The following is a 19,552-nucleotide window of genomic DNA, read 5'->3' on the forward strand; positions in this document are numbered from 1 at the left end:
GACCGAACAGGTTCCGGATCGAGCGGGAAGACAGCCGCTTGGACGACAGCTGCTCGTCCGCGCAGCTGTCACCCTTGTTCAGCTCGTCCCGCGGGCCACGTCTTTAGCTCTGGCTGAAACCAGCTGGGCGACATCGGACATGTGGATAGGGCGGAATATTCACGGGGACGTTGCTCATTTCGGAGATATGGCCATGATCCCGCCAAGTTCCTTCCGTTCGCTGAACGTCACGTAAAATCGTCGAGCGCACGGAAATTACCCGCAGGGAACTGCTGTCATACTCGCAACGCGCTGCTAAAATCCGTCCATCCTATGCCATTCAAGGCTCGGACGCATCAGTGTACCGTGAGGGAAAATCCGGTACGCTGAAAGCGCATCGATCCTATCGTGATGGCGGAGCGTACGCAGCCCCACACGCGCAGGACTTAATCTGATCTCAGGGCACGGCGAGTGTCGGTAGAAATTTACTCTCGATTCGATTCGATTTGAATAATCGGGAATTTATGTGCGGTTGAATTACCCTCGTCCGCCATCGCCAGGCCGTAATCTTATTCGAAGTCTTTTTCCGGAGGGGTTTTCAAGAGATGTCAGCAATGCCGGTCGGTGGGCTCGTTCCGCATGCCACCCGCGATGTCGCGGACCTTGTCATCCGCAACGCGAAGATCCATACAGGGGATCCGAGCCGCCCGCAGGCACAGGCGCTCGCCATCCGCGACGGCGCCGTCACGGTCGTCGGCGACGACAAGGACGTGGCTCCCCACCTCGGCGCGGTCACGAAGGTGGTCGATGCGCTCGGGCGGCGGGTGATCCCCGGCCTCAACGACGCCCACCTGCACGTGATTCGCGGCGGCCTCAACTACGTTCTGGAACTGCGCTGGGACGGCGTGCGCAGCCTGCGCCAAGGCTTGGCGATGTTGCGGGAGCAGGCCGCTCGTACCCCGAAGGGCCAGTGGGTGCGGGTGGTTGGCGGCTGGTCCGCCGAGCAGTTCGCCGAACATCGGCTGCCGACCGTCGCCGAACTGAACGCCGCCGCCCCCGATACCCCGGTGTTCGTCCTGCACCTGTACCAGTCGGCCGTGCTGAACCGGGCGGCGCTCAAGGCCGCAGGGTTCACCAAAGACACGCCCGACCCCAAGGGCGGCCAGATCGTGCGTGGGCGGGACGGGGAACCGACCGGCATGCTCCTGGCCGCTCCCAGCGCCCTCATCCTCTACTCGACGCTGTCCAAGGCGCCGGCGCTGGAGGGCGAGGACAAGAAGACCTCCACGCGCCACTTCCTGCGCGAGTTGAACAGATTCGGCCTGACCTCGGCGATTGACGCCGCCGGTGGTTTCCAGAACTTCCCCGACAACTACGCCACCGTCATCGAACTGGCCAAGGCCGGACTGCTCTCGTTACGCATCGCCTATCATCTGTTCCCGCAGACTCCCGGTCAGGAGATCGAGGACCTCGCCCGCTGGATCGAAATGGTCCGTCCCGGGGACGGAGGCGAATGGTTGCGTCTAAACGGCGCGGGTGAAAATCTCACCTGGGCCGCCGCCGATTTCGAAAACTTCAGCCAACCACGCCCAGAACTCACCCCGGATTACGAGGCTGAGTTCGAGAAAGCGGTTCGCCTACTCATGGAGAACGGGTGGGGTTTCCGGTTGCACGCCACGTACGACGAAACAATTCGCCGTGACCTAGCGGTGTTCGAGAAACTCGCCGCGGAAGGGCTATTCCCGGCCGGGAACCGGTGGCTGTTCGACCACGCGGAAACCGTCTCTGCGAACAGCCTCGACCGTATCGCCACCCTCGGCGGAGCCGTGTCCGTGCAGAACCGCCTGTCCTTCCAGGGCGAGGCGTTCGTGCAGCGCTACGGTCCCGGTGCCGCAGCGGACGCCCCGCCGATCCGAGCCATGCTGGACCGCGGACTGACCGTGGCTGCCGGCACCGATGCGACCCGGGTCTCCACATACAATCCCTGGGTCGCCCTGCACTGGCTCGTCAGCGGCCGCACCGTCGCCGATCTGACGCTCCGCCCGCCGACCAACCGCGTGGACCGGCAGACGGCGCTGGCGATGTTCACGCGCGCCGGCGCCGAGCTGACCGGCGAGGACAAGGTCAAGGGCATGCTGCGGCCAGGCTGTTATGCGGACCTGGCGGTCCTGTCCGAGGACTACTTCACCGTGCCCGAACCGGAGATCCCGCACATCGAGTCGCTGCTGACAGTGACTGGCGGCCGGATCGTCTACGCCGCCGCCGAGTACGAGGGCCTCGATGAGGAGCTACCGCCCGTCAATCCAGCCTGGAGCCCAGTGGCGCACTTCGGCGGCTACCAGGCGTCCCGCCGGGCGGCCCTGCCGGGCGCCCACCAGGCGGAGTCGCTCAGCGAGGCCATCGCCGAATCCGAACAGCACCGCCAGTGGCGCATCGCCCGCGGACTCGCCCCGGACACGGCAAGCACGCCCTTCGACCCCTGCTTCGCCCTCTGAACTCCTGGGAGTGGCTTGGCACATACGCCGCCTCTTCTGGGACACCACCCACCAGCGCCGTCCACCGGGCGGCTCCTCGAACGGCACGGGCAGGAGCCCGCGCCATCGCTTATTGAAAAGGATGACACCCATGGTCAACATCGCCGAGGTCACCGCGGCTCCCAGCCCCGACCTGCTCACCCCGGACAACTGTGCGGTGCTCTTCGTGGACCACCAGCCGCAGATGTTCTTCGGTACCGGCAGCAGCGACCGCACCGCGATCATCAACTCTACGGTGGGCATGGCCAAGGCCGCCAAGGCATTCGACGTGCCGGTCGTGCTGAGCACCGTCGCCGCCGAGTCCTTCTCCGGCCCCATCATGCCGCAGCTGGCGGAAGTCTTCCCCGAGCAGAAGATCATCGACCGCACCACGATGAACGCCTGGGAAGACCTTTCCTTCGTCGAGGCGGTGAAGGCGACCGGCCGCAAGAAACTCGTCATCGCCGGTCTGTGGACTGAGGTCTGCGTCGTCCTTCCCGTGCTCTCCGCCATCGCCCAGGGCTACGAGGTCTACGTGGTCGCTGATGCGTCCGGCGGTGTCACCCCGCAGGCCCACGAGCACGCCATCCAGCGCATGGTGCAGAGCGGCGCAACCCCGGTGACCTGGGTGCAGGTGCTCCTCGAACTCCAGCGCGACTGGGCCCGCGCCGAGACCTACGGGGCGGTCATGGACGTGGTGAAGGAGCACGCCGGCGCCTACGGCCTCGGAGTCGTCTACGCCCAGGCCGTCATCGGCTCCCACGCCGCCGGCTGATCACGCCGGTTCACCCGCAGTGACGATGTAAGTCAGGAACAGACAGGAACACGATGGACGCTGGACTGTTGGTCCTCAGGCTGGTGGTGGGATTGCTCATCGCCGGTCACGGAGTGCAGAAGGTGAGCTTCCGGCTCGGAGGAAACGGCTTGGCAGGCGGGACCGAGGAGTTCCGCCGCGACGGATTCCGCGGCGGTCGGTTAACCGCACTCGCCGCGGGAGCCAGTCAGATCGGTTCTGGTCTGTTCCTGACCGCGGGCTTGCTCACGCCCCTGGCGGCAATGGCCGCGATGGGCGTGATGACGGTCGCGGGCAGCGTGAAGTGGCCCAAGGGACTGTGGGTGCAGAACGACGGATACGAATACCCCCTCGTCCTCGTCGTGGCCTCCGCCACGCTGGCCCTCACCGGGCCAGGACAGTGGTCGGTGGATCACACGCTGGCCATCACTCCCTGGCCGGTGTGGGCAGCGGTCGTCGCGATCGTGGTCGGGCCGGCGAGCGCACTGCTGACCCGCGTGGTGCTGCACCGGCCGGCCACCACAGCAGAAGGGACGTCGTATGCGCACACTGCTGAATGACGCGGTCCGCACGCTGATACCGCGCGGAGAGGAACGTCACGGACCGCTGCCTCCCCTGATGCTGGCCCTGACGGTGACCACCGGGCTGGTCGACTCCGTGAGCTACTTGGCACTCGGGCACGTCTTCGTTGCCAACATGACCGGCAATGTGGTCTTCCTGGGATTCGCCCTGGCCAGCGCCGATGGCCTGTCCGCGCTCGCGTCCGTCGTCTCGTTAGCCGCGTTCCTCCTCGGTGCCCTCGCAGGGGGCAGGCTCGGCACGCGCTTCGCCGTGCATCGCGGGCATCTGCTGCGTATGGCGACGGCCGTGCAGACTGTCCTGGTCGCGGTCGTCGTGGTGGTCGCCGCAGCGGCGGACGGGCGGGTCACCATCGCCGTCAAGTACAGCTTGATCGTGTTCCTAGGGCTTGCGATGGGCTTGCAGAACGCGGTCGCGCGGCGTCTTGGGGTCCCGGACCTCACCACAACCGTTCTCACCCTGACCCTGACGGGCCTGGCCGCGGACTCCACACTTGCCGGTGGCGAGGCACCGCGCCCCGGCCGCCGGATCCTCTCCGTGCTCGCCATGTTCCTCGGCGCCCTGGCCGGAGCCCAACTCGTGCTGCACAAGCACCTGGTCCTCGCCCTGGTCCTGACACTGGCACTGATCGCAGCCACCTCAGCGTCCACCCACCGTCTCTCGACCGCACACGCCGCCTGGACCCGACCATCCCCCTGACACCAGCCCAGCAGAAGCACCGCACCACCATGAAGTCGGCGCGCAGCAGCACAATACGCGGAACGCAGATACCGAGGATGTCGCGGGTGCCGTCACCGCCCTCACCGCCCTCACCACGTAGACGGGACGGTTCGCGACCTGCCCGTCCCTGATCTTGACGTTGATGGCGTCGACGAAAAAAACGGGGTACACGCGGCCGGGGGGACAGCTCTGCCACTCGGCCATGCCGTCCATGACCTTGTCGGTGATGGTGGAGATGGCCTGCTTGGACACCTGCGCCCCGTAGACCTCGGCCAGGTGAGCCGCGACCTCCCCATGAGTGAGGCCCTTCGCCGAGAGCGACAGCACCATCTCGCCGGCTCCGGTCAGCCGCCGCTGCCGCTTCCTGACCACGCGGCTCGAACGTGCCCGCAGTGTCCCGCGACACCTTGACCTCGACCGGCCCGACGCCGGTCAGCACGGTCTTGGCCCGGCCCCCGTTGCAGGAGTTGCCGCTGCCCCGGCCGCCGGCATCGTGCTTCTCGTAGCCGAGGTGATCGGTGATCTCACCTTCCACGGCAGACTCCAGAACCCGCATGATGAGCTGCCGCAGCAGCCCGCCCTGCCCGGTCAGCTGCAGCCCCTGCGACCGGGCACGCTCCACCAGCATCGCGACCAACTGCTCGTCCGACACGGACGCAGACAGCCCAGGCGAGGCACCCACGGCAGGCTCCACGGTCTCCAACTCCACGACAGCGTCAGCCACCTGACGTCTCCCCCATGATCGTCAGATCCGCCACTAGATTTACCCCCCAACGCTGTTGAACCTTCCGAGGCCGGATATCGTTTAGTAGGCAGGAAGTGCCGTTCTGGTTGACATTTCACTTCCCCTGGCATCTGGAGCGCCGTGACATGGCGCCCCGTACCGTATGTCGGTTACTGGTCTCTTGAGCGGTACGCCACTCATACACAGTCGCGGAGGGCTGAAGGTGACACGACCACGCCGCCTCAGGAGACAAGCGAGACATACCCGCATTCTGTGGTCTGACATGCGACCCGGAAGCCTGGTCGACGCGATGTGAGTCTCGGAGCACTCCTGACTCGGGTTCGGGTACCAGGGAATGGGGTCGGTGGAAATATTTCGTCGGATGTCATCTGCGCGCCTCGACACTGACTCATACCCACGCGTTCTTTGACAGGCTGGATGGGGCGCGCCGACCGGATTCGGTACGGCTGGATGCGGAGTCGGTGGCCGGCGAGATCCCAGGCCCTGTCTTCGCGTTTCATATCGAGGTGAATTGAGTAATGCGAGACGATACGCCGAGCAGCATCAGGAACGACCTGACCGCGGCGCAAAAGGGTATCTGGTACGCCCAGGCAATGGATCCGGAGAACCCGGGCCAGAACATGGTCGAGTACCTGGACATCTCCGGAGCTCTTCGACTCGACTTGCTGGAGCAGGCATTCGGCCAAGCGGCAGCCGAGACGGAAGTGACGCGCCTGCGGTTCGTACAGGACGCCAACGGGCCATGGCAGATTCTCGGCCCTGAACTCGGCTACCGACTGCCCGTGGTGGACTTGCGGCGGGAGGCCGAGCCGCTGGCAGCCGCAAAGGCGTGGATGCATGCCGACTCAGCACGGCCTGCCGACCTGGAGAACGAGCCGGTGTTCGCCCTGACCGCCTTCCTCGTCGGCGAGGAACGGACGGTGGTGTACCTTCGCGCCCATCACATAGCCGTGGATGCCTTCGGGTACTCGGTGTGGCTGAACCGTGTGGCCGAGATATACACGGCCCTGGACAACGGAACGACCTGTCCGTTCACACCGTTCGCGACGATTGACGAGATCGTGGCCGACGATGAGCTGTACCGTGCGAGTGAGAGGTTCGAGCAGGACCGGGTGTACTGGTCGAAGCAGATGGCGGACCGGCCCGAACCCGTATCGCTCGCCGCTGGGACGGCCCGGGCATCCGGTCCCTCCCATCGTCGCAGTGCCTTGGTTCCCCACGACGTCGCCGAGCCGTTGCGGCTCCTGGCCCGGGCGTCGGGGGTGGCGCTGCCCGCGCTGCTCATCGGCGCGGCCGCTCTGTATGTGCAGCGTATGGCGGGGGCCTCGGAGGCTGTGCTCGGCTTGGCCGTTCCCGCGCGCAAGGGCTCGAAGGTAGCCGGCGCCGTGACGACGCTGGCCAACGAACTCCCGCTGCGGCTGAGCATCGGTCCGGGGATGAGCGTGCGTGAGCTGGCACGTCACGCCTCGGCGCAGACCCGTGGGCTGTTGGCCCATCAGCGGTACCGTTACGGCGACCTCATCCGGGACCTGAAACTGTCGGGGACCGGCAAAGGGCTGTTCGGTCCGGTCGTCAACATCCTGCCGAGTGATGCGGGCCCGCAGTTCGGACAGTGCGAGACCACTTCACGCACCTACCTGGCCAATGGCCAGGTGGACGATATGATGATCCTTCTCTACGACAGGCCTGGTGGCGGCCTGCAGGTGGACTTCGTGGCCAACCCGGCGCTCTACTCTGCCGACGAGAGCGCCGCTCACCAGGAGCGTTTCCTCCGACTGCTCACGATGCTGGCCCATCTGACGCCCCATTCGCCGATAGCCCGGCTTGATCTGACCACCCCGGATGAACGCGCGCGCATCGTGGCCGAATGGAACGGCACCGCCCGGGAGGTGCCGCAGGCGACGCTGGCCGAGCTGTTCGAGGCCCAGGCCGCTCGCACCCCGGCCGCGACCGCGGTGGTGTTCGAGGACACCCGGCTGACGTATGCAGAGCTCAACGCCCGGGCGAACCAACTGGCACGGTTGCTGGTCAGCAAGGGCGCCGGCCCGGACAGCCGGGTTGCGGTCTTCATGGAACGCTCGGCCGACCTGGTGGTCGCACTGCTGGCGGTGGTCAAAGCAGGTGCGGCATACGTGCCGGTCGACCCGGAGCACCCCGCCGAAAGGGTGGCCCGAGCGCTGCATGACGCCCGGCCCGCACTGGTGCTCTACGACAACACGCGCCGCCCGCTGGACCGCACGGTGCCCAGCGTGTCCATCAGTGATCCCGCCCTTACGGTGCTGGACGACGCCGACTTGAGCGACGACGACCGGCTCGGCTCGCTGCTGCCGTCGCACCTGGCCTATGTGATCTACACCTCCGGCTCGACGGGTCAGCCGAAGGGCGTGGCGGTGTCCCACGCGGGTGTCGTGAACCGTCTGACATGGATGCAGGAGGTGTATCCACTCGGCGGTCCGGACCGAGTTCTTCAGAAGACCCCCTTCGGTTTCGATGTCTCGGTGTGGGAGTTCTTCTGGACGCTCTCACGAGGCGCGGTGTTGGTGGTGGCGGCACCCGGGGGGCATCGGGATCCGGGGTACGTGGCGGACCTGATCCGGCGGGAGCGGGTGTCGGTCGTGCATTTCGTCCCGTCGATGCTCCGGGCCTTCCTGAACGAGCCGAAGGCTGCGCTCTGTTCACCACTACGCGTGGTGTTCGGCAGCGGTGAGGCGCTTGCTCTGGATCTGGCGGAGCGTTTCGGCGAGGTTCTGGGTGATGTGCCGCTCCACAATCTGTACGGGCCGACCGAGGCATCGGTGGATGTCACGGCCTATGCGGTCACCGGTGGTGAGCGCGGTGGAGTGCCCATCGGTCGCCCGGTCTGGAACACGCGGACATATGTGCTGGATGCGGCGCTGCGCCCGGTTCCGGCGGGTGCCGCGGGTGAGTTGTATCTCGCGGGTGTGCAGTTGGCGCGCGGGTATCTGGACCGGCCGGGGCTGACTGCCGAGCGGTTCGTGGCCGATCCCTTCGGTGGTCCGGGGGAGCGGATGTACCGCACCGGCGATCTGGCCCGGTGGGCTGCCGATGGGCAGTTGGAGTACCTGGGCCGTACCGATGACCAGGTCAAGGTCCGCGGCCTGCGTATCGAGCTGGGCGAAATCGAGGCGGCTCTGCTGACCGATCCGGCTGTGATCCAGGCCGCCGCGGCGGTGCGCGAGGACCAGCCCGGGGACAGGCGTCTGGTCGGATACGTGGTCGGGGCGATCGGCGCGGGCGGAGTGGATACGATCGGCCTGCGGGCGCGTCTGGACAGCGTGCTGCCGGAGTACATGGTGCCCGCGGGTATCGTCGAACTGGACGCGCTCCCCCTGACCGCGAGCGGCAAACTGGACCGCAAGGCCCTGCCCGCTCCCCATTACGCAACAGGGCACGCGTACCGGGCGCCGGACACTCCCGTCGAAGAGCTTCTGTGTTCGGTGTTCGCCGAAGTGCTTCACGTGCCTCAAGTCGGCGCCGACGACAACTTCTTCGAACTCGGCGGACACTCCCTCCTCGCCGTGACGCTGGTCGAGCGTGCGCGCGCCGCGGGTGTCGCCGTCGATGTGCGAGCGCTGTTCACCAACCCGACGGTGGCGCGTCTGGCTGCGAGTGCCCGGACGGCCCTGGAGGTGGTTGTCCCGCCGAACGGTATTCCCGCCGGCACCACGGTGATCACCCCGGACATGCTCGCACTGGCCGAGCTCACTTCCGAGGAGATCGACCGGATCGTCCAGGCCGTTCCCGGCGGTGCGGCCGGCATCGCCGACATCTACCCGCTGGCCCCCCTTCAGCAGGGCCTGTTCTTCCATTCCCTCATGGAGGGCGGCAAGGGCAGCGATCCCTATGTCCTGCCGCTCGTGTTGGGGTTCGAATCCCGTGCCCGAGTGGACGCGTTCCTCGCCGCTCTGCAACAGGTCGTCGACCGGCACGACATCCTGCGCACGGCCTTCGTCCAGGAAGGACTGCGCGAACCGGTTCAGGTGGTGGTGCGCCGGGCTGCGGTGCCCGTCCAGCAGGTGGATCTCCATTCCGCCCCGGGGATCGACGTCGCGGACCGGATGCTGTCGGCGTGCCCGGCACACATGGACCTCACGCGAGCGCCCCTGCTGCGGGTCCATCTGGCCCAGCAGCCCGGGGGCGAAAGGTGGTTCGCTCTCCTGCAGGTCCACCACCTGATCCAGGACCACACCACGCTGGACGTGCTCATGGCCGAGGTCGCCGCGTTCGTGGTCGGCCGTGAGGACACCCTGCCCGAGCCGCTCCCCTTCCGGGAGTTCGTCGCCCGGTCCCGGTCGGGTGTCTCGCAGGCGGAACATGAGAAGTTCTTCGCCGGTCTGCTGGGAGACGTGATTGAGCCGACCGCACCGTACGGCCTGCTCGACGTGCACGGCGACGGCCACGGTGTGGCCGAGGCGCGAATGTCTCTGGACGCGGGCCTCGGTCTGCGGCTGCGCGAGCAGTCACGGCGCCACGGTGTCAGCCCTGCGACACTGTTCCACATCGCCTGGGCACGAGTGGTGGCCGCCACTTCGGGCCGGAACGATGTCGTTTTCGGCAGCGTCCTGTTCGGCCGTATGCACGCCGGAGCCGGGGCGGATCGGGTGCCCGGACTGTTCATCAACACCCTCCCCGTCCGTATGGATGTGGGAGCCGAGAGCGTGCTGGGGGCAGCGCGCGTCATGCAGGAACATCTCGCGGAACTGCTGGTGCACGAGAACGCGCCCCTGTCCGCGGCTCAGCAGGCCAGTGGCATCCCCGCTCAGACGCCGCTGTTCACTTCGCTGCTCAACTACCGCCACAGCCGGGTCGATGCCGCCGCCTCCGGCATCGACGGCATCGACGGTGCCGAGTTGCTCCGCGCCCACGCGCGCACCAACTACCCGGTCGCCGTCAGTATCGACGACACAGGTGAGGGATTCGCGGTCTCTGCCCAGACGGCCTCCCCCGTCGATCCCGCTGCTCTGGTCTCCCTGGTGGCCACGGCCGCCGAGGCCGTTGTCTCGGCGCTGGAGACGGCACCGTCGACCGGCCTCGCCCGGATCGAGGTTCTGACCGCCGTGGAACGGGACCGGATCCTGGTTCAGTGGAACGGCGCCCTCCGCGAGGTCACCTGCTCAACGCTTCCAGAGCTGTTCCAGGCGCAGGTGGTGCGCACACCGGACGCGACGGCGGTCGTGTTCGAGGGCACCCGGTTGACGTATGCGGAACTGAACGCCCGAGCCAACCGCCTGGCCCGCCTTCTGGCCGGTCTGGGCGCGGGTCCGGAGCGCCGCGTGGCGGTGCTGATGGACCGCTCGGCCGATCTCGTGGTCACCTTGCTGGCGGTCCTCAAAACGGGAGCCGCATACGTCCCGCTCGATCTGGACTATCCGGCCGAGCGCACCGCTCATGTAGTCGGTCAGGCTCGGCCGGCCGTGCTGGTCACTCATCAGGCCCACGCCGACGTGCTGGTACCCGAGGAGTCCACGACACGCGTCGTGGTCGACGATCCCGCGACCGCAGCCGAGTGGGCGAACCTGGACAGCCAGGACCTGTCGGACTCCGACCGAGGCGTGCTGCTGCCGGACCATCCCATGTACCTGATGTACACATCGGGATCGACCGGACGTCCCAAGGGCGTCGAGATGACGCATCGGGGCGCCGTCAACATCCTCTCGTGGATGCGGAGGGAGTACGGTCTCACCCGCGCCGACCGGGTACTGCACAAGGCACCGTTCGGTTTCGACGTCTCCGTGATGGAGCTGTTCTTCCCGTTCCTGGAAGGCGCCACCCTGGTGGTGGCCAGGCCGGGCGGGCATCGCGACGCGGACTATCTGGCCGATCTGATCAGCCGGGAGAACGTGACGTTCGCCCACTTCGTCCCGTCGATGTTGCACGTCTTCCTGCAGACGGAGGCCGTCGCGCGGTGCACGAGCCTGCGCGCCGTGGTCTGCTCCGGGGAGGCCCTCACCCCCGCCCTGCGTGACGCGTTCACCTCGACGTTCGACGCCATCCTGTACAACCGGTACGGACCGACGGAGGTCCTGGGCACAAGCGGCTGGATGTGCGACGCGGATGCCGACGGCGCGGCGGTCCCCATCGGACGCCCGATCACCAACACCAAACTGTACGTGCTGGACAACGGTCTGCAGCCGGTGCCGCCGGGCGTACCGGGAGAGCTGTACGTCGCCGGTGCTCAGGTGGCACGCGGGTATGCCGGTCGTCCGGGGCTGACCGCGGAACGGTTCGTGGCGAGCCCGTTCGGGCAGGGCGAGCGAATGTACCGGACAGGCGACGTGGTGCGTTGGGCCCCCGGTGGGGCGCTGGAGTACCTCGGCCGCAGTGACGACCAGGTCAAGATCCGGGGGTTCCGTGTGGAGCCCGGGGAGATCGAGGCCGTTCTTGAGTCCCATGGCGGCGTGGAGCAGGCCGCGGTGGTGGTGCGTGAGGACGAGCTGGGCGAGAGGCGGCTGGTCTGCTACGCGGTGCCGAACAGGGGCGCGGAGCGGCTCGAGACGGCCGGGTTGCGTGCCTGGGCTGCGGCTCGGTTGCCGGAGTACATGGTTCCGGCCATGGTCGTCCTGGACCGGTTGCCGTTGACCCCGAACGGGAAGCTGGATCGCAGCGCGCTGCCCGCTCCGGAGTCCGCGGCGGTACGCAGCCGCGGACCGCGATCGGCGGTGGAGGAACTGCTCTGCGGAGTCTTCGCCGAGGTGCTGGATCTGCCCTCGGCAGGCGTGGACGACGGCTTCTTCGAACTGGGCGGACATTCTCTGTCTGCGGTGCGGCTGACGAACCGGATACGCACCGTTTTGGGGGTCGAGGTCCCCGTCCGGACGGTGTTCGAGGCGAGCACCCCGGCCCGTCTCGCGTCACGGCTGACGGCTCCCGCTGTGCACCGGCCCCGGGTGAGCCCGGTGCAGCGCCCCGAACTGCTGCCGTTGTCCTTCGCGCAGCAAAGGCTGTGGTTCCTGGGCGAGCTGGAAGGTCCGTCGGCCACCTACAACATTCCGATGGCCTTGCGGCTGACCGGTGCGCTGGACAGCGACGCCCTTCGAACAGCGATGCACGACCTGGTGGGCCGGCACGAAGCGCTGCGCACGGTGTTCACGACAGTGGACGGACTGCCGTACCAGCGCATCGTGGACGCCGACGCTGTTGACGGTGTGCTGGCGGTCGTCGACGCCGGTCAGGTCGCGCAGGCCGAGTTGACTCGTCTGGTCGAGGAGGCGAGCGGCCACCGGTTCGATGTGGCGGCGGAGATCCCCCTTCGGGCCTGTCTGTTTCGGACAGGCCCCGATGAACACCTGTTTGTGGTAGTGGTGCACCACATTGCGGCCGACGGGTGGTCGCTGGCCCCGCTGGCGCGTGACTTGTCGGCGGCGTACGCGGCCCGCTGCCAGGGGCAGGTGCCGGATTGGGCGCCACTGCCGGTGCAATATGCCGACTACAGCCTGTGGCAGCGTGATCTGCTGGGTGACGAGGACGACGCCGGCAGTCCACTGGCTCGGGAACTGGCTTACTGGCGTGCGGCGTTGGACGGTGTGCCGGAGCAGTTGGCGCTGCCCGTGGACAGGCCCCGTCCGCCGGTGGCCTCGCATCAGGGTGACAGCGTTCCGCTGCATGTCGACGCGGAGGTGCACCAGGCGGTGGTCGGGCTGGCCCGGTCCCAGGGTGTCACGGTTTTCATGGTGTTGAATGCCGCGCTGGCTGTGCTGCTGCACCGCATGGGCGCCGGCGACGACATCCCGATCGGTACCGCTGTCGCCGGGCGGACGGACGAGGCGTTGGAGAACCTGGTCGGGTTCTTCGTCAACACCCTCGTTCTGCGCTCCGACCTGTCGGGTGAGCCGACCTTCCTGGACCTGCTCGGCCAGGCCCGTGACACCGCCCTCAACGGATACGCGAACCAGGATGTCCCCTTCGAACGTCTGGTGGAACACCTGGCGCCGACCCGGTCCATGGCCCACCATCCGCTGTTCCAGGTGATGCTCACCTTGCAGAACAACGCCGTCCCGGAGCTCGAGTTGTCCGGCCTCGACGTGGAGGTGCTGGCCACCGGCCGTGCTCCGGCCAAGTTCGACCTCTCCTTCGACCTGCGAGAGGAATCCCACAGGTCGGGTGCGCCCGCCGGCTTTCGCGGTGAACTGACCTACGCCACCGACTTGTTCGGCCATGAGACCGCGGTGGGCATCGGGCGGCGCTTTGTTCACGTGCTCAGCACACTCACCGCGGACCCGACAACGCCCGTGCGCAGGACCGATGTCCTCGACCGAGCCGAACGCGACCGAATCCTCGTCGAGTGGAACGGCACCGACGGGGAGCTGCCGCGGACGACTCTGCCAGAATTGTTCGAGGCCCAGGCGGCGCGCACACCGGACGCGACGGCAGTGGTGTTCGAGGACGTCCGGCTGACGTACGCGGAGCTGAATGTCCGGGCGAACCGACTGGCCCGTCTGCTGATTGCCGGCGGTGTCGGCCCGGAAAGCCGGGTGGCGGTGATGATGGACCGCTCCGGGGATCTGGTCGCGGCGCTGCTCGCCGTGGTCAAGGCAGGCGCGGCGTACGTGCCGATCGACCCCGCCTATCCGGCTGACCGCATCGCCCATGTGCTCCAGGACGCCGCCCCCACCGTGATCGTGACCACCGGTGACGTTGCTCCCGGACTGCCCGTGGACCTTGCGCGGCTGGTCTGCGACGATCCGGCCACCCTCGCTGAACTGGAAGGTCTGGACGGCGGGGATCCGACGGACGCCGAGCGCGCGGGGGTCCTCCTGCCCAGCCATCCGGCGTACGCGATGTATACGTCCGGGTCGACGGGGCGGCCGAAGGGTGTACTGGTCACGCACGAGAACGTGGTGCGGCTGTTCACCGGGACACGGGAATGGTTCGGGTTCGGGCCGGATGATGTCTGGACGTGGTTCCATTCCTTCGCCTTCGACTTCTCCGTCTGGGAGTTGTGGGGAGCCCTGCTGCACGGCGGACGCTTGGTCGTCATTCCGTTCTCCGTGTCCCGGTCGCCTCAGGAGTTCCTGCGTCTGCTGGTCCGCGAACGGGTGACGGTGCTGAACCAGACGCCGTCGGCGTTCTACCAGCTGGCGCACGCCGAGGCGGAGACCCCGATGGGCCGGGACGGGGCATTGCGCCTCGTCGTGTTCGGCGGTGAGGCCTTGGACCCGGCGCGTCTGGCAGGCTGGTACAGCAGGCACGCCGACGACACCCCGCGTCTGGTGAACATGTACGGGATCACCGAGACCACGGTCCACGTCACCTACGCACCCCTGTCGGCCGAGGACACGGCTCGGACCGGAAGTGTCATCGGCCGGGGTCTGCCGGACCTTCGGGTGTACGTGCTCGACGGCGCCCTGCTGCCGGTGCCGCCAGGCACGGCCGGCGACCTGTACGTGAGCGGGGCCGGAGTGGCACGGGGTTACCTGGGGCGTGCCGGATTGACCGCGCAGCGGTTCGTGGCGAACCCCTACGGCCGTTCGGGAGAACGGATGTACCGCACCGGTGATCTTGTGCGGTGGAACGCGGACGGACAGCTGGAGTACCTGGGCCGCACCGACGACCAGGTCAAGATCCGCGGCTTCCGCATCGAACTGGGGGAGATTGAGGCCGCGCTGCTGACGCACCCGTCCGTGGTGCAGGCGACCGCGATGGTGCGCGAAGACCGGCCCGGGGACAAACGCCTGGTCGGATACGTCGTGCCCGACGTCGGCCGGGCTCCGCAAGTGGACGGTACCGTCCTGCGCGCCCACCTCGCCGGTCTGCTTCCCGACCACATGATGCCCTCGGCCGTGGTGGTCGTGGACGCACTCCCGCTCACGGTGAACGGCAAGCTGGATCGCGCGGCCCTGCCTGCCCCCGACGCCACCGGAGGGACCGCCGGCCGGGCACCCGCGACCCTTCACGAGGAGGTCCTCTGCGGGGTGTTCGCCGAGGTGCTCGATCTGCCCGCAGTCGGCGTGCACGACAACTTTTTCGAGCTGGGCGGGCACTCGTTGCTCGCGGTGGTGCTGGTCGAGCGGGCCCGTGAGCGGGGTGTACCGGTGGACGTCCGGTCACTGTTCACCACCCCTACCGTGGAGGGCCTGGCCGGCTCCGTCGACCAGTCGGCCGGGCAGGCCGTCGTTCCGCAGAACGGCATCCCCGGGGGCGCCACGGAGATCACGCCTGACATGGTGACCCTGGCCGAGCTCGCTCCTGCGGAGATCGACCGGATCGTGGCGGCCGTTCCCGGCGGCGCGGCGAACGTCGCCGACATCTACCCGCTCACGCCACTGCAGCAGGGCATTTACTTCCACCACCTGTTGGCTGACGAGGCCGGCGTCGATCCTTACGTCACATCGGTCGTGGTGCGGTTCCCCGCCCGCGCGTCGATGGACGCGTTCATCGACGCGGTACAGCGGATCGTCGACCGACACGACGTTCTGCGTACGGCCTTCGTGTGGGAAGGGCTCCGTGAGCCGGTCCAGGTCGTCCTGCGCACTGCTTCCGTCCCGGTGGAGACGCTGCCGCCGGACGACGGGGACGCGGTGGCCCGCCTGAGGGCCCTGCGCGGTGTGCCGCTGGACCTGCGGCGGCCACCTGCGCTCCGCGTGGTCGTCGCGACCGCTGCGGGGGGCGACCAGTGGTACATGCTGCTCAAGATCCATCATCTCGTCGATGACCGTACGTCACTCGCCGTGGCGCTCCAGGAGGTCCGGGCGGTTCTTGCCGGGCAGGAGGACCTGCTGCTCACACCGCCGCCGTTCCGCGAGTTCGTGGCGCGGACGCGGCTGGGCACAACGCATCAGGAGCACGAGCGATTTTTCACGGGGCTGCTGGAGGATGTGGGTGAGCCGACCGCGCCGTACGGGTTGCTCGACGTGCGTGGAGACGGCCGTGACGTGTCCGCGGCACGAATGCGGCTGGCCGCGGGTACGGGCGCACGCGTGCGTGAACAGGCACGACGGCTGGGTGTCAGCGTGGCGACCTTGTTCCATGTCGCCTGGGCACGGGTCGTGGCGGCGACGTCCGGCCGTGATGACGTGGTGTTCGGCACGGTGCTGCTGGGACGGCTGAACGCCGGCAAGGGCGCCGGCCGGGCGGTCGGCCCGTTCATCAACACGCTGCCCGTACGGTTCGACACCGGTTCTGCGAACGTTCGGGACGCGGTGTACGAGATGCAGGCACGGTTGAGTGAGTTGCTGGTGCATGAGCACGCACCGTTGACGCTGGCGCAGCAGGCCAGCGGTGTGCCGCCCCAGACGCCACTGTTCACCTCGCTTTTCAATTACCGCCACAGCATGGACTCCGCCGACGTGTCCGCCGTGGGAATCGAGCTGGTGTGGTCTGAGGAACGGTCGAATTATCCGGTAGCGGTGAATGTCGATGACACCGGCGATGGCTTCACCGTGAGCACGCAGACGGCTCTGCCCGTCGAGCCGGGCAGTGTGGCCGCCTCATTCTGCGAGGCGGTGGAGGGCCTGGTCGAGTGCCTGGAATCGGCGCCGTTCACCTTGTTGAACAGAACCGAGGTGCTGAGCCAGGCGGAGCGGGACCGGATGCTGGGAGCGCGGAACGACACTGCTCGGGAGGTGGTGTCCGGGACGCTGCCGGAGTTGTTCGAGGCGCAGGTCGCCCGGACGCCGGACGCGGTCGCGGTGGTGTTCGAGGACACGCGGCTGACGTATGCCGAACTCAACGGCCGCGCGAATCGGCTCGCGCGGCTCCTGGTGGAACGGGGGGCGAAACCCGACGGTCTCGTCGCGCTGGCCATCCCCAGGTCCATCGACCTCGTCGTGGCCATCCTGGCCACGCTGAAAGCAGGCGCCGCATACCTGCCCATCGACCCGGACTACCCCGACGAACGAATCTCCTACCTGCTCCACGACGCGCGGCCCTTGATCCTCGTCACCGGTGGCGCCACCCGGGAGATTCCGCGCCCCACCGGCGTGGTGGGCCTTGCACTTGACGATCATCTGCTCCACAAGGACCTGTCGAGCCGCCCCGACCGCGATCTCCCGGACACCGAACGACACGGCCCCCTGCTGCCCGACCATCTGGCATACGTCATCTATACCTCCGGCTCGACAGGCCGTCCCAAGGGCGTCCTGGTCGCCCACAAGGGCGTGCCCAACCTGGCAGCCGACCACATCGACCGGCTGCGCATAGGCCCGGACAGCCGGCTGCTGCAGTTCGCCTCGCCCAGCTTCGACGCCTCCGTCGCCGACATGTGGCCCGCCTGGCTCGCCGGCGCCGCACTCGTACTGGCACCCGCGCACCGACTCACCCCCGGAGCGCCGTTGGCCCGCCTCCTCGCCGAGCAGAACGTCACCCACGCCACACTCACACCCGCAGTACTGCCACTGTTGACCGACGCGGGAGGCCTCCCGGACAACCCCACCCTGGTGGTCGCCGGCGACCTCTGCCCCGCCGACACGGCCGCCCGATGGTCCCAAAACCGCCTCATGCTGAACATCTACGGCCCCACCGAGGCAACCGTCGCCGCGCTCTCCAGCGGTCCCTTGTCAGGAAGCGGCATCCCGCCCATCGGCACACCACTGTGGAACATGCGCGCATATCTGCTGGACTCGGCCCTGCGACCGGTTCCGACCGGTTGCGCCGGCGAACTCTATCTCGCGGGCGTGCAGCTGGCACGGGGATATCTCGACCGGCCAGGGCTGACCGCCGAGCGGTTCACCGCCAACCCCTACGGTGGCCCCGGAGAGCGGATGTATCGCACGGGCGATCTGGCCCGGTGGACCGTCGACGGACAGCTGGAGTACCTGGGCCGCACCGACGACCAGGTCAAGATCCGCGGCTTCCGCATCGAGCTGGGCGAAGTCGAGGCCGCGCTGCTGACGCACCCGTCCGTGGTGCAGGCCGCCGCGATGGTGCGCGAAGACCGGCCCGGGGACAGCCGCCTGGTCGGCTACGTGGCCGGCCCAAGCGGCGCGGACGGCCTGGACACTGCCGGTCTGCGGGCGGACCTGGGCCGGGTGCTGCCGCAGCACATGGTGCCCACGGCCATCGTCGAAGTGGACGCGCTTCCCTTGACCGTGAACGGCAAGCTGGACCGCAAAGCCCTGCCCCTCCCCGACTACACCACAGGACGTACGCACCGGGCACCGAGCACTCCCGACGAGCATCTCCTGTGCTCCGTCTTCGCCGAAGTACTCGACCTCCCCCAAGTCGGAATCGACGAGAACTTCTTCGAACTAGGCGGCCACTCCCTCCTCGCAGTGACGCTGCTGAGCAGGATCCGTGATCTCACCGGCGCGGACATAGCGGTTGCGGATGTGTTCCGGTATCCGACCGTGGCGGGTCTGGTGTCCATGCTCGGCTCCGACGCACCCACCGGCACCGCGGAGGACCTCTTCCCACCGATAGTCGAGCTGCGCGGCCATGGAGAACGCCCTCCGCTGTTCTGCCTTCCGCCTTCCGGCGGCCTCAGCCTGACCTACGCGGGTCTTGCGCGGTATCTGGACACGGGCCAACCGGTCTACGGGTTGCAGGCGCCGACATTCAGCGTCACGGAGAGGGCACCGTCGGACGTCGACGCTCTGGTCACCTGGTACGTCGAGCACATCAAGAGCATCCAGCCGAGCGGTCCTTACCACTTGCTCGGCTGGTCCTTGGGCGGCAACCTCGCGCACGCCGTGGCGGTACGGCTTCAAGAGGCCGACCAGGAAGTGGCTCTTCTGGCCATGATGGACGCCTACCCGCCTGACACGGCAACCCCCTATCTGGAGGCGGACGAACACACAGTCCTGGTCAACCTCCTGCAGGCCCTCGGGGTGGCCGTGGAGACCGCGGACGGCGCAATGTCCGTGCCCGAAGCACTGAAGATCATCAGGGAGCAGGCTCCCGCCCTCCGGGAGGTGACCGAGGACCACATCGGGCGGATCATCCGGAACACACGCGGCGAACAGCTGATGGTCCACTCCACGACGCCAGGAAACTTCATCGGCGACATCCTCCACTTCCCCGCGACGGAGAACGGGATACCCGAGGCAGCCATAGAGCGGTGGAGGCCCTACCTCACTGGTCGTCTGCGCGTCCGCCCCATCGCCTCAACCCACATCGGCATGACACAGCCGGGGCCCCTGAGCCAGGTCGGGGCAGTACTCACGGCCGTTTCGGGAGGGCGTTCGCACTGATACAGGGTGCCCACGCGCGCGATCCTGCGTGGGCCCCAGAAGTACGGTTGAGGATCTCGCCGGCGGGGACGGTCCG

General features: G+C 67.8%; 5 protein-coding genes and 1 pseudogene. 5 read left to right on the forward strand and 1 reads right to left on the reverse strand.

What is annotated here, in order from left to right:
* Positions 1 to 584 precede the first annotated feature (584 nt).
* The 4 genes from IEZ11_RS47395 (at position 585) to IEZ11_RS47410 (ending at position 4,563) form a co-directional block, all read left to right on the forward strand.
* Positions 585 to 2,474, forward strand: a complete 1,890-nt coding sequence (locus tag IEZ11_RS47395) for an amidohydrolase (protein WP_189269313.1) — start codon at positions 585 to 587, stop codon at positions 2,472 to 2,474.
* A 130-nt stretch (positions 2,475 to 2,604) separates the two neighbouring features.
* A complete protein-coding gene (locus tag IEZ11_RS47400; protein WP_189269314.1) occupies positions 2,605 to 3,267 on the forward strand; it encodes a hydrolase in 663 nt (220 codons plus the stop codon).
* 53 nt (positions 3,268 to 3,320) lie between these two features.
* Positions 3,321 to 3,845: a DoxX family protein gene (locus IEZ11_RS47405; RefSeq protein WP_189269315.1), complete on the forward strand. Its 525-nt coding sequence runs from the start codon at positions 3,321 to 3,323 to the stop codon at positions 3,843 to 3,845.
* Positions 3,826 to 4,563, forward strand: coding sequence for a YoaK family protein (locus IEZ11_RS47410; protein WP_189269316.1), 738 nt, complete (start codon positions 3,826 to 3,828; stop codon positions 4,561 to 4,563). Before IEZ11_RS47405 ends, IEZ11_RS47410 begins: the two co-directional genes overlap by 20 nt.
* Before the next feature lie 67 nt (positions 4,564 to 4,630).
* Here the strand turns inward: IEZ11_RS47410 and IEZ11_RS47415 are convergent.
* Positions 4,631 to 5,212: pseudogene (locus IEZ11_RS47415) on the reverse strand (transposase); the annotation flags it as partial.
* 635 nt (positions 5,213 to 5,847) lie between these two features.
* Between IEZ11_RS47415 and IEZ11_RS47420 the strand changes: the two are divergent.
* Positions 5,848 to 19,476 (forward strand): non-ribosomal peptide synthetase, encoded by a 13,629-nt coding sequence (locus IEZ11_RS47420; RefSeq protein WP_268239970.1) that lies wholly within the window; start codon positions 5,848 to 5,850, stop codon positions 19,474 to 19,476.
* The last annotated feature ends 76 nt before the right edge of the window (positions 19,477 to 19,552 follow it).

Origin of the sequence: Streptomyces fuscichromogenes (assembly GCF_014645815.1) — a bacterium.
Lineage (GTDB): Bacteria > Actinomycetota > Actinomycetes > Streptomycetales > Streptomycetaceae > Streptomyces > Streptomyces fuscichromogenes.